The following is a 12,803-nucleotide window of genomic DNA, read 5'->3' on the forward strand; positions in this document are numbered from 1 at the left end:
TTATCGTTCAGATCGACACAGCGACAGCGAAGGGTTTACCCCCATACTGTTCATGGTCGAATTAAGCTTATACGCTCTATATATCCTGGTCAGCCCGCCGCGATGACGGCGGATGTCCACCCGGAAACACGGCCCGGATCGCGCATTCAGCGGCTGCGGCCACCAAGGTTGGGAGAAATGAGATGCCGGTGAGCGATCGCGAACTGACGCAGATGTTCGAACGGGTTCTGACCCTGTCCAAGGTGGACAAGACCCAGAGCGTCGCTGTGCTGAAAAGCGACTATTCCAACCCGCGCATCGTGCGTGCCGCGATGGACGCCGCCCAGCGGCTGGGCGCGAACGTCTACGGGGTCGAACTGCCGGCCTTCAACCACCCGCGTGCGATGGGCATGGACATGACCGCCTATTGCGGCGACACGCCCCTGACCGGCAACATCGCCGCCCAGCGGGCGCTGGAGGCGGCGGACCTGATCGTCGACACCATGATGTTGCTGCATTCGCCGGAGCAGGAGCAGATCCTGAAGACCGGCACCCGCATCCTGCTGGCGGTCGAGCCGCCGGAGGTGCTGGCCCGCATCATGCCGACGGAGGAGGACAAGATCCGCGTCAACGCCGCGGCGGAACGGCTGAAGCGCGCCCGCTCCATCGCCGTCACCTCAAAGGCCGGAAGCGATTTCCGCGCCACGCTCGGCCAGTATCCTACGGTGACGGAGTACGGCTTCGCCGACGAGCCCGGCCGCTGGGACCATTGGCCGAGCGGCTTCCTGTTCTCCTGGCCGGACGAGGGCAGCGCCGAAGGCACGCTGGTGCTCGACGTCGGCGACATCCTGCTGCCCTTCAAGACCTATGTCCGGGAAAAGATGACGCTGGAGATCGAGGAGGGCTTCATCCGCCGCATCCATGGCGGGTTCGAGGCGGAATACCTGCGCGACTACATGGCCTACTTCAAGGATCCGGAGGTCTACGGCATCTCCCACATCGGCTGGGGCCTGCAGCCGCGGGCGCAATGGACGGCGATGGGTCTGCACGACAAGAACGACGGCATGTGCATGGACGCCCGCGCCTTCTACGGCAACTTCCTGTTCTCCACCGGCCCGAACACCGAGGTCGGCGGCAGCCGCAAGACGCCCTGCCACATGGACATCCCGCTGCGCGGCTGCGACATCCTGCTGGACGGCGAACCGGTGGTGCTGGCCGGCGACGTGGTGGCGCCGGAAGCCTCCAGGGCATGACGCCCGGCATGAAGGGCGGCATGAGGATTATCGCATGTGGCATCAACCGCCCTCTCCCGCCCCGGGAGCGGGAGGGGACCCACGAAGTGGGGAGGGTGAGGGGTGGCCCAAGGATCCAAATGCGCATGGCTTCGTGCCTAGCCCCTCACCCTTCCCATGCTCCGCATGGGCCCCTTCCCTCTCCCGGGGCGGGAGAGGGAGTCATATGCAACAGCCCTAAAGCACCAACCCGCCGCCCTTCCCTGCCCCCGCCGCCGCTGCTATCGTCCGCACCACACCCGGTCCACCGCATGTTGTCCCCGATGTCCCAAGACCTGCTGCCCGAAGACGGCCCCCAAACTGGCCCCGGAGAGGCGGATTACGTCTTTTCCGACCAGATCGGCCATCTGCTGCGGCGGGCCTATCAGCGGCACCTCGCCATCTTCCAGCGCAACGCCTGCGACCCGCAGCTGACCTCGGTGCAGTTCGTCACGCTCTGCGCCATCCGCGACAACGGGCCGAGTTCGCTGATCGAGCTGGTGAAGTCCACCGCCATCGATCAGGCGACGATCCGCGGCATCGTCGACCGGCTGAAGGCGCGCGGGCTGATCAGCCAGACCTCCGACGCGCAGGACCGCCGCAAGGTCATCAACTGCCTGACCGACGAAGGACGGCAGCTGCTGGAGGACATGGTCCCCTGCGCCAAGCGGATCAGCGAGCTGACCATGGGGCAGCTGAACCCGGCGGAACGGCTGGCGGTCACCCATGTCCTGCAGAAGATGATCGCGCAGGACGGGGAGGAGTAACCCACCGCTGGATGGCTTTCAGGCCATTTCGCCCTGCGGATACAGCGGGGATGCGGGACCTATCGCACCGGACGGACGCCTTATGGAAAAGACCATCGCGCTGCGGGTGAATGGCCGCGCCGTCTCGGTGACGGCGATGGCCGACACGCCGCTGCTCTACATCCTGCGCAACGATCTCGCCCTCAACGGGCCGAAATACGGCTGCGGGCTCGGCGAATGCGGGGCCTGCACCGTCATCCTCGACGGCGTCGCCGCGCGGTCCTGCGTCATCCCGCTGGCCGGTGCGGAAGGGCGCGAGGTGGTGACGCTGGAAGGTCTGGGCAGCAGCAGCGCCCCCCACCCGGTCCAGCAGGCCTTCATCGACGAGCAGGCGGCCCAGTGCGGCTATTGCATGAACGGCATGATCATGACCGCCAAGGCACTGCTCGACCGCAACCCGACCCCGACGATGGACGAGGTGCGCCGCGCCCTGTCCGGCAACCTGTGCCGCTGCGGCACCCATGTCGAAATCCTGCGTGCCGTCATGCGGGCTGCGCAGCTTCTCTCCTCCCCCGGAGCACATCATGACGATCAACCCAACGCCCGGCCCGACGCCCAATCCGCACTCCCAGCCGACGCCGACCCGTGCGGAGCTGATGGCGGCGACCGGCGTCCTGCTGATCGTTGACGAGATCCAGCCGCCCCCAGGCCTGGTCGCCAAGGGCGGCACCGCGACGCCGAAGCCGCCGGAAACCGCGCTGTTCCTGGCGCTGCGCGACGACGGGCAGGTCTACGCCTTCAACGGCCATGTCGATCTCGGCACCGGCATCCAGACCGCGCTGACCCAGATCGTCGCGGAGGAGCTGGACCTGCGCATGGACCAGCTGCGCATGGTGCTGGGCGACACCGGCCGGACGCCGAACCAGGGCGCCACCATCGCCAGTGCCACCATCCAGATTTCGGCGGTCCCCCTGCGCAACGCCGCGGCGGAGGCGCGCCGCCACCTGCTGGACCGCGCCGCCGCCCTGTTCGGCGTGCCGGCGGGCGAATTGCGCGTCGAAGAGGGGGTGGTCATCGCTGGCGACGGCAACCGTCGCATCTCCTACGGCGAGTTGGTGCGGGGCGAGCGGGTGGAACTGCGCATCAGCGGCAAGGCCCCGCTGAAGACGCGCGAGCAGTACAAGCTGGTCGGCAAGGGGGCGCCGCGCGTCGACATCCCGGCCAAGGCGACCGGCGAATTCTCGTACGTCCATGACCTGCGCCTGCCGGGGATGCTGCATGGCCGGGTGGTCCGCCCGCCCTATGCCGGCATCGACAGCGGCGAGTTCGTCGGCAACAGCCTGGAGAGCATCGACGAATCCTCCATCGCCCACATTCCCGGCATCATCAAGGTGGTGGTGCTGCGCGACTTCGTCGGCGTGGTGGCGGAGCGTGAGGAGCAGGCGATCAAGGCCGCACGCGGGCTGAAGATCACTTGGAGGCCCTGGACCCGCAAGCTGCCGGATCTGTCGAACCTCGCCCAGGCCCTGCGCGAGAATCCGAGCACGCCGCGCAAGGTGCTGGACAAGGGCGACGTCGATGCCGCGCTCGCCGCCGCCGACCAGCGGATGACTCGCACCTATGTCTGGCCCTACCAGATGCACGGCTCCATCGGGCCGTCCTGCGCGGTGGCCGACTGCAAGGCGGACCACGCAACGGTCTGGTCCGGCACCCAGAATCCGCATCTGCTGCGCGCCGACCTCGCCTGGCTGCTGGAATGGCCGGAGGAGCGGATCGACGTGGTGCGGATGGAGGCCGCCGGCTGCTATGGCCGCAACTGCGCCGACGACGTGGCGGCGGATGCGCTGCTGCTGTCGCAGGCGGTCGGCCGTCCGGTGCGCGTCCAGCTGACCCGCGAGCAGGAGCATCTGTGGGAGCCCAAGGGCACGGCCCAGCTGATGGAGGTCGATGGCGGCATCAGCGCCGATGGCGGCATTGTCGCCTACGACTTCGCCACCAGCTACCCGTCGAATGGCGCGCCGACGCTGGCGCTGCTGCTGACCGGGCGGGTCGATCCGGTGGCTGCCGTGTTCGAGATGGGCGACCGCACCTCCATCCCGCCCTACGATTACGAGAACATGCGGGTGGTCATCAACGACATGGCCCCCATCGTCCGCGCCTCCTGGATGCGCGGGGTGTCGGCGATGCCCAACAGCTTCGCCCATGACAGCTACATCGACGAGCTGGCCTTCGCCGCCGGGGTTGATCCGGTGGAATTCCGCCTGCGCCATCTGACCGAGGACGAGCGCGCCGCCGACCTGATCCGTGCCGTCGCCGGCCGCGCCGGCTGGCAGCCGCGCACCGCCCCGCAGCAGACCCCGCCGGAGGGCGACGTGCTGCGCGGGCGCGGCTTCGCCTATGCCCGCTACATCCACAGCAAGTTTCCCGGCTTCGGCGCCGCCTGGGCGGCCTGGGTGGCGGACGTGGCGGTGGACCGCAAGACCGGCGAGATCGCCGTGACCCGCGTGGTCGTCGGCCATGACGCCGGGCAGATGATCAACCCCGATGGCGTACGCCACCAGATCCACGGCAACGTCATCCAGTCGACCAGCCGCGTGCTGAAGGAACAGGTCGAGTTCGAGGACTCGGTCGTCGCCGCCAAGGAATGGGGCGGCTACCCGATCATGACCTTCCCCGAGCTGCCGGACATCGACGTCGTGATGATGCCGCGCGAGAACGAGCCGCCGCTGGGATCGGGCGAGTCCGCTTCCGTCCCCAGCGCGGCGGCCATCGCCAACGCCATCTTCGACGCCACCGGCATCCGCTTCCGCGAACTGCCGATCACCGCGGAGCGGGTGCGCGAGGCGCTGAACGGCCCATCCGAGCCGGTCCCGCCCGCGCCGCCGGAAGCCGCCAAGCCGCGCAAGCGCGGGTGGAAGGCATGGCTCGGCGCCTCGCTGACCGGCTTATGCGGGGTGATGATCGGCATGGCGAGCAGCGCCCTGCCCTTCCGCGCCGAAATCGCTCCGGTCTCGCCACCGTCAGCTGGACTGTGGTCGTCGGCCACCATCGAACGCGGGCGGCAGTTGGCGGCGCTCGGCGACTGCGCGGTCTGCCATACGGTTGAGAACGGCGCCACCAATGCCGGCGGCCGGCCGTTCGAGACGCCGTTCGGCACCGTCTACAGCACCAACATCACGCCGGACCCGGACAGCGGGATCGGGCGCTGGTCCTTCGCCGCCTTCGACCGGGCGATGCGCGAGGGGATCAGCCGCGACGGCCGGCATCTCTACCCGGCCTTCCCCTACACCGCCTTCCGCAACATGACCGACGTCGACATGCAGGCGCTCTACGCCTACATGATGACGCAGCAGCCGGTGCGCAGCGAGACGCCGGCCAACACCATGCGCTTTCCCTTCAACCTGCGCCCGATGATGGCGGGGTGGAACACCCTGTTCCTCAACCGCGAGACCTATAAACCGGACCCGCAGAAGACTGCGGAGTGGAACCGCGGCAACTATCTGGTCAACGGGCTCGGCCATTGCGCCGCCTGCCACAGCCCGCGCAACGCGCTGGGGGCGGAGAAGCTGGGCGAGGCTTTCCTGGCCGGCGGTACGGTCGACGGGTGGGAAGCGCCGGCCCTGACCGGCCTGTCCAAGGCGCCGAAGCCCTGGACGGAAGACGACCTGTTCACCTACCTGCGCACCGGCTTCTCCCAGCGCCATGGCGTCGCCGCCGGCCCGATGGCCGCGGTGGTGCACGAGCTGTCCACCGTGCCGGAGGCGGATGTGCGGGCGATGGCGGTCTATCTCGCCTCGTTGGGCGGCGATGTGGGAGGGGACGCAGTGGAAGCGCCCGCGGTCTCTCCGGCCCCCGTCAACTCCGCCAATGGAGAGCGCATCTTCAACGGAGCCTGCCAGGCCTGCCACAGCGACGGCAATGGACCGACGCTGTTCGGCGTCAGCCCATCGATGGCGGTGAACAGCAACGTTCACAGCGACAGGGCCGACAACCTTGCCCGCGTCATCCTGCACGGCATCCAGAACCCGGCGACCCGCGACCTCGGCTATATGCCGGCCTTCCGCGACAGCCTGTCCGATAAACAGGTGGCGGATTTGATGGCGTACCTGCGCGGCCGTTTCGCGTCGGACAAACCGGCCTGGACGGACATTGCAAATGTGGTGGCCAGGGCGCGGGCCAATCCGGGAACGCACTGATACGGACACATGCGATGTCGCATAGGGCGCGGGATGGGCGGCCGGATCGACGGAGCGGTGGAGCGTCCGCCGTGTCTACTCTCCTGCCGCCATCGCGCGCGCCAGCACGTCGAACACCCGCGGGTCCTCCATCTGGGCGACATTGAAACGCAGGAACGCCGAAGCCGATCGGGACACGCTGAAGACGTCGCCGGGGGCGAGAACCACGGTCTCGCGCAAGGCCGCACGGGCGACATCGGCAGCGTTCCGGCCGTCGGGCAGGCTGCACCAGAGATAGAATCCGCCGCGCGGCATCAGCCATGGACGCAGGCCGAACGCGGCCAGCTTGGCCGCAACCACGCGGCGGCTCCGCGCCAGCCGCCGGCGCAGGGCGTCGAGATGCTTGCGATAGCTGCCGTCGCTCAAGGTCGCCAGGACGAGTTCGGCGGCGACGGGGCTGGGGCCGCCGAAACTCGTCGCCACCTGCAGATCGACCAGCGCCTCCACCCAATCCGGCCGGGCCGCGATGTAGCCGCAGCGGATCGAGGCGGACAGCGTCTTGGAAAAGCTGCCGATGCGGATGACCTGAGCCAACCCGTCGAGGACCGCCAGCCGCGGTGACGGCTCGAGCTCGAAGCCGGCGAAGATGTCGTCCTCGACGATGGTGAGATCGTGGGCGGCGGCGGCGCCGAGCAGCTTGTGCGCCGTTTGCGGCGACATCGTCGCGCCGGTCGGGTTGTGGAGCGCGGAGTTGGTGATGTAGAGCCTCGGCCGATGCGCCATCAGGGCTTCGGTGAACAGGGCCACATCGGGCCCATTCCTCGTATAGGGAACACCGACGATCCGGGCCTGATGGGCGCGCAGCAGCGCCTGGAAATTGAAATAGCAGGGATCGTCGACGAGCACCACGTCGCCGGGGCGCAGCAGGAAGCGGCAGATCAGGTCGATGGCCTGGGTTCCGGAGCCGGTCAGAAGGATTTGGTCGGCGCCCGCCGATATCCCTTCGTCCGCGAACTGGCGGACGAGCAGACGGCGCAGCGGCAGCGATCCGCGCGTGCCGCCATACTCCGCCAGTACGGCATCGTCCGCAGCCGCAAGACGGCGGATCGCCCGTCGGATCGCGGTGTTCGGCATCCAATCGGCCGGCAGCCAGCCGCAGCCGGGCTTCAATGTCTCTGCCGCCGCATCGAGCGACTGGCGCGACACCCAGAACGGATCGATGGTCCGGTCGGGCCGGGGCTCGACCTCGGCCAGGGCGAGCGGCGGCATGGCGCCGGACACGTAGAATCCCGAACCGGGGCGCGAGCGGATCACGCCTTCCGCAGCGAGCCTGTCGTAGGCCTCCACCACCGTCGATGGCGACACGCCCATGGTGGCGGCGAAGCCGCGGATCGAGGGCAGCTTTTCACCCGACGACAGCGCGCGGCTCGCCATTCTGCGGCGGATCGCATCCATCACCTCGCCGGTCCGAGTGCCGCTCCGCGTGCCGGTCCGGCTGTTCATCCTGCACCCGCCGCCATTCGCGCCGCTCCCATCCGTGTGGCTTCCGTGACCAATACAGTTTGGTGAAATTGTATGGGACTGTCGCTGTCTTCGCCAGCGGATGTGACGCTAGGATCGCCGCAAATGGAGCGGATCGGGGGCAGGATGCGGTGGGTTTCGGCGGGATGGGGCAGCGGGATGCTCGGTGTGGTCATCTTCAGCGGTTCGCTGCCGGCGACGCGCGTCGCGGTGGCCGGATTCCCGCCGCTGTTCCTGACCTCGGCGCGGGCGGTGATCGCCGCCGCACTGGCGGTCGCGCTGCTGTCGATCCTGCGGCAGACGCGGCCCGCGCGCAGCGACCTGCGCCCGCTGGCCATCGTGGCGCTCGGGTCGTCGTCGGCTTTCCCCTGCTGACCGCACTGGCGCTTCAACGGATCACCTCGGCGCAGTCGATCGTGTTCATCGGGCTGCTGCCGCTCGCCACCGCGTTGTTCGGCGTGCTGCGGTCGAGGGAACGGCCGAAGCCGGCCTTCTGGCTGTTCTCGACCGTCGGGGGATTCGCCGTCGCCGGCTTCGCCCTGGCCCAGGGGGGAGGCGCATCGCTTGCCGGCGGCCTGCTGATGGTCGCGGCAATCCTGCTCTGCGGGCTCGGCTATGCCGAGGGTGCCGTCCTGTCCCGGCGGCTGGGCGGCTGGCAGGTCATTTCCTGGGCGCTCGTGCTGGCATCGCCGGCCATGGCGGTGGCCGCTGCCCTGACGATGCCGGAAAGCTGGGCCGGTGTCGGTGCGCCCGCCTGGATCGGGCTTGGTTACGTCTCGGTCTTCAGCATGCTGGTGGGGTTCGTCTTCTGGTATCGCGGTCTGGCGCTCGGCGGCATTGCCGGCGTGGGGCAATTGCAGCTGCTTCAGCCCCTCCTCGGCCTCGCGCTGGCCGGGCTGCTGCTGCACGAGCCGGTCGCCTGGACCATGATCGCGGTGACCGGGCTGGTGGTGCTGTGCGTCGCAGGTGCCAGGAAGTTCGCGTGAGCGTCAAGCAGCCCGGCCACCTATCGCGGCGGGTCATCGGCATCCCTCACACGCCTCCCGCGGGAACCGAAGCGTGGCTGGCGGGTTGATCCAAGCATGGGCGTGGCGTCACCGGAAAGCGGAGGCGCCACGCAATGCACGAAGCCACATAGGGACCGACACCATGCTCAAGATCCTCGGCTGGGCCATCCTGATCATCTTCATCATCGGCCTGCTGGTCGTCACCGGCATCCTGAAGCTGATCTTCTGACCGCCTATTCCTCCGCCATCGCGAGAGCGCGGCGCAGGTGGGTCCGGCAATCGGCGACCATGCGGCGGATCAGGTCCTCGCAGGTCGGGATGTCGTCGATCAGGCCGATGACCATGCCGGCGGACACCACCCCCGGCCTGGACGTCGCCGGACTCCAGGGCCGCCCGTCCGCGCTGGCCGGCGACGAGAGGGCGCACCTCCTCGAACCCGGCGCCGCCCCGGACGGCGTTCCAGCGCCACGACCTCGTCCGACACGGCATTCTTGAAGACGCGGGCGGTGTTGCGCAGGCTGCGCAGGATCAGGTTGGTGTCGCGTTCGCCGGCGGCGACCAGCGCCTGCTTGACGGCATCATGCACCGGCGCCTCGCGTGTGCAGAGGAAGCGCGTGCCCATGTTGACGCCCTGCGCACCCAGCGCCAGCGCCGCCGCCATGCCGCGCCCGTCCGCGATGCCGCCGGAGGCGATGACCGGGATCTTCAACGCCCGCACCGCCGCCGGGATCAACACCAGGCCGGGAATGTCGTCCTCCCCCGGATGGCCGGCGCATTCGAAGCCGTCGATGCTGATGACGTCCACCCCGCCCGCTCGGCGCTCAGCGCGTGGCGGACGCTGGTGCATTTGTGCAGGATGCGGATGCCGTGCGCCTTCATGCGCTCGACGAAGGCGCGCGGGCTGTTGCCGGCCGTCTCGACGATGGTGATGCCGCTGTCGATGATGACGTCCAGATAACGCTCGTAAGGCGGCGGCGTCACCGCCGGCAGCATGGTCAGGTTCACGCCGAAGGGCCGGTCGGTCATGCCGCGGCAGCGTTGGATTTCCCGCGCCAGATCCTCCGGCGTCGGTTGGGTCAGCGCCGTCAGGATGCCGAGCCCGCCGGCGTTGGACACCGCCGATGCCAGTTCCGCCAGCCCGACCCACTGCATCCCGCCCTGAACGATGGGATAATCGACGCCCAGCAGGCGCGTCACCTCGGTCTTCATGCCGTCAATTCCTCCTGTCCCTGCCCTTATTGCCACCCCTTCCCACTGCTCCCGGCCTGCCATGCGGCACAACGGGAGTACCCGTATTTATAAGCTGATCCATAAGACGAAACGGTATATGATCTTCGATCTATGATTTAAGCGCAAATCAGACAAAATTCTGGGAACCAGCTGAAAACTTGCCCTATGATAATGAAAGTATAGGGTCTGATGAATATCCTGCCGTGCCGGTCGCCGCAACGCGACGCGCAGGGTCGGAGTTGGGTTTTGCATCGTGGACTGTTCGGACTGCCGTCGAACTCTCGACGGGAATCCGGCGGACTCTGGTGACAAGGGCCTGATTCGAGCGGGCCTGCCGGATTGTGACCGAGACGAGCAAAGGACGATCGTGACGCCTGCAACCGGACCGGAACCGTGGCCCCAGACCATGGCGGGCAGCTTTGACCTCGACGCCTGCTCGCGCGAACCGATTCACATTCCCGGCAGCATCCAACCGCACGGCCATCTCCTGGCGCTGGAACCCGATAGCCTGCGCCTGGTCCGGGCAAGTGCGGAAGCCGGGGCGGTGCTCAACCGCCCCCTCGCCGAGGCCTTCGGCCAGCCGATCGACCGGTTGATCGATGCCGACGGCATGGCGTCTCTCGTCCGCCGGCTGCACGCCGCCCCTGCCGAGCCGGTGCAGCTCGATATCCTCCACCTGCGCGGCGGCAGCGACCATCAGGCCATCGCCCACCGGTCCGGCGGGCTGGTGATCCTGGAACTGGAGGAACTCGAAGCCACCGGCGTCGGCACGCTGGAGGCGCTTTATCCGCAGATGCGCGAAGGCATCCGGCGGATGCAGGCGTCCCATGATTTCGAGACGCTGCTGACCTGCACTGCGGAGGAGGTGCGGTCGCTGACCGGCTTCGACCGCGTCCTGATCTACCGGTTCGACGAACAGTGGAACGGCACCGTCATCGCCGAGGACGGCAACGGCCGCCTGCCCTCCTACCGCGGCCTGCGCTTTCCCGCCTCCGACATTCCGGAACAGGCGCGCCGCCTCTATGCGCTGAACCGCCTGCGGCTGATCGCCGATGCCCGCTACCGCCCGGTTCCCGTCCTGGCGACATTGGGGGCGGCGGAGGGGGGGGCGGAGCCGCTCGACCTCAGCTTTTCCGTGCTGCGCAGCGTGTCGCCCGTGCATCTGGAATACATGCGCAACATGGGCACGCCGGCCTCGATGTCGATCTCCGTGATGGACGGCGAGAGGCTGTGGGGCCTGATTTCCTGCCATCATGCCGAGCCGCGGCAGGTGTCCTTCGCCATCCGCACCGCCTGCGACCTGCTGGGACAGGTGCTGTCCAGCCAAATGATCGCACTGGAGCGGGCGGAGGATGCCGATCACCGCATCCGTTCCAAGAGCATCCAGGCCCGGCTGCTCGCCCATATGGCCGCGGCGGACCGCTTCATCGACGGGCTGGCGGAGGATGGCGAGGATCTGCTGTCGCTGGTGAATGCCGATGGCGCCGCCATCCTGTTCGACGGCGATTGCCGCCTGATCGGCCATACCCCGCCGCAGGCGGTGGTGGAGGCCATCGGCGCGGAGCTGGCCGGTCAGGGCATCAAGGATCTGTTCGCCAGCCACCAGCTGCCCGTGGAGATGCGGGCCGCCGCCGGGATGGAGGCCAGCGCCAGCGGGCTGCTGGCGATCTCCATCTCGCAGCTGCATCCAAGCTACCTCCTGTGGTTCCGGCCGGAGATCGTGCGCTCCATCGAATGGGCCGGCGATCCCACCAAGCCCATCGACGACAGCGGCCGGCTGTCGCCGCGCAATTCCTTCAAGACCTGGAAGGAGACGGTGCGCGGCCAGTCCCTGCCCTGGCGCCATGGCGAGATCGAAGCCGCCGGAGACTTCCGCAACGCCATCGTCAGCATCGTGCTGCGCAAGGCCGAGGAGATGGCTGCGCTGAACGAGGAGCTTCGCCGCAGCAACGGCGAGCTTGCCGCCTTCTCCTACTCCGTCTCGCACGACCTGCGGGCCCCCTTCCGCCACGTCTCCAGCTATGCCGAGCTTCTGCGCTCCCGCGCCGCCGACAAGCTGAACGACCGGGAACGCCATTACCTCGACAGCATCATCGAGGCGGCGAGTTCGGCCGGCACGCTGGTCGACGGGCTTCTGCACTTCTCGCAGCTCGGCCGTGCCACGCTGGCGCGGGTGGAGGTCGACGTAGCCCGGCTGGTGGAGGAGGTCCGTAACCTGCTGGAGCCCGATCTGCGGGGGCGCAACGTCCGTTGGACAGTGCATCCGCTGCCGACCGTCACCGGCGATCCGACCATGCTGCGGCTGGTGGTGCAGAACCTGCTGTCCAACGCCATCAAATACTCCCGTGACCGCGCCGAACCGGAGATCGAGGTCGGCTGCCGCAGCACGGCCGAGGCGCACCAGTTCTATGTGCGCGATAACGGCCGTGGATTCGACATGGCCTATGCCGGTAAACTCTTCGGCGTTTTCCAGCGCCTGCACCGCGAGGAGGAGTTCGAAGGCATCGGCATCGGCCTCGCCAATGTCCGCCGCATCGTGGAGCGCCACGGCGGCCGGGTGTGGGCGGAAGGCGAGCTGGATCACGGTGCGACCTTCCATTTCTCCCTGCCGCGGTCCGCAGCCGCCGAATCGAGGTAGCCCGATGGCCACGCTGAAACCGATCCTGCTGGTCGAGGACAACCCGAAGGACCTGGAGCTGACGCTGGAGGCCTTCGAGGAGGCGCAGCTCGCCAACGACATCGTCGTCGCCCGCGACGGGGCGGAAGCGCTGTCCTATCTGTTCGACGAGAATGGGCAGCCCATATCCAAGCCTTCCGACCCGAAGTATCCGGCCGTCATCATCCTCGACATCAGCTGCCGAAGTGGACGGGATC

The 12,803-nt window shown here is 68.1% G+C and carries 8 protein-coding genes and 3 pseudogenes; 8 read left to right on the top strand and 3 right to left on the bottom strand.

What is annotated here, in order from left to right; all coding sequences use genetic code 11:
* Positions 1 to 182: 182 nt before the first annotated feature.
* The 4 genes and pseudogenes from F1643_RS12620 to F1643_RS12635 all read left to right on the top strand — a co-directional run bounded on the left by F1643_RS12620 (position 183) and on the right by F1643_RS12635 (position 6,192).
* Entirely contained in the window at positions 183 to 1,232 is a 1,050-nt protein-coding gene (locus tag F1643_RS12620; RefSeq protein ID WP_194913522.1) for a 2,5-dihydroxypyridine 5,6-dioxygenase, read from the top strand.
* 302 nt (positions 1,233 to 1,534) lie between these two features.
* Positions 1,535 to 2,017 (top strand): MarR family winged helix-turn-helix transcriptional regulator, encoded by a 483-nt coding sequence (locus F1643_RS12625; RefSeq protein ID WP_206692465.1) that lies wholly within the window; start codon positions 1,535 to 1,537, stop codon positions 2,015 to 2,017.
* Between the two features lie 82 nt (positions 2,018 to 2,099).
* Positions 2,100 to 2,558 (top strand): annotated as a pseudogene (locus F1643_RS12630) ((2Fe-2S)-binding protein); the annotation flags it as partial.
* 22 nt (positions 2,559 to 2,580) lie between these two features.
* A complete protein-coding gene (locus tag F1643_RS12635; protein ID WP_194913524.1) occupies positions 2,581 to 6,192 on the top strand; it encodes a molybdopterin cofactor-binding domain-containing protein in 3,612 nt (1,203 codons plus the stop codon).
* Between the two features lie 75 nt (positions 6,193 to 6,267).
* Here the strand turns inward: F1643_RS12635 and F1643_RS12640 are convergent, their stop codons facing one another.
* The gene (locus F1643_RS12640; RefSeq protein ID WP_194913525.1) at positions 6,268 to 7,674 is read right to left on the bottom strand and encodes a PLP-dependent aminotransferase family protein; all 1,407 of its coding nucleotides are present in this window, start codon (positions 7,672 to 7,674) and stop codon (positions 6,268 to 6,270) included.
* 144 nt (positions 7,675 to 7,818) lie between these two features.
* On the opposite strand from F1643_RS12640, the pseudogene F1643_RS12645 reads away from it, so the two are divergent.
* Both F1643_RS12645 and F1643_RS12650 read left to right on the top strand, forming a co-directional pair.
* Positions 7,819 to 8,678 (top strand): annotated as a pseudogene (locus tag F1643_RS12645) (DMT family transporter).
* A gap of 73 nt (positions 8,679 to 8,751) precedes the next feature.
* The gene (locus F1643_RS12650; protein WP_194913532.1) at positions 8,752 to 8,928 is read left to right on the top strand and encodes a hypothetical protein; all 177 of its coding nucleotides are present in this window, start codon (positions 8,752 to 8,754) and stop codon (positions 8,926 to 8,928) included.
* A 99-nt stretch (positions 8,929 to 9,027) separates the two neighbouring features.
* Here F1643_RS12650 and F1643_RS24230 read toward each other — a convergent pair whose 3' ends face one another.
* Positions 9,028 to 9,504, bottom strand: a complete 477-nt coding sequence (locus F1643_RS24230; RefSeq protein ID WP_370540579.1) for an NAD(P)H-dependent flavin oxidoreductase — start codon at positions 9,502 to 9,504, stop codon at positions 9,028 to 9,030.
* Positions 9,429 to 9,896, bottom strand: a complete 468-nt coding sequence (locus tag F1643_RS24235) for an NAD(P)H-dependent flavin oxidoreductase (protein ID WP_370540580.1) — start codon at positions 9,894 to 9,896, stop codon at positions 9,429 to 9,431. The genes F1643_RS24230 and F1643_RS24235 overlap by 76 nt, the downstream gene beginning before the upstream one ends.
* Positions 9,897 to 10,296: 400 nt before the next feature.
* Between F1643_RS24235 and F1643_RS12660 the strand changes: the two genes are divergently transcribed.
* Together F1643_RS12660 and F1643_RS12665 are read left to right on the top strand one after the other, a co-directional pair.
* The gene (locus F1643_RS12660) at positions 10,297 to 12,567 is read left to right on the top strand and encodes an ATP-binding protein (RefSeq protein ID WP_370540581.1); all 2,271 of its coding nucleotides are present in this window, start codon (positions 10,297 to 10,299) and stop codon (positions 12,565 to 12,567) included.
* Positions 12,568 to 12,571: 4 nt separating this feature from the next.
* Positions 12,572 to 12,803 (top strand): annotated as a pseudogene (locus F1643_RS12665) (response regulator); the annotation flags it as partial.

The organism is Azospirillum sp. INR13 (assembly GCF_015390205.1).
Classification (GTDB): Bacteria; Pseudomonadota; Alphaproteobacteria; order Azospirillales; family Azospirillaceae; genus Azospirillum.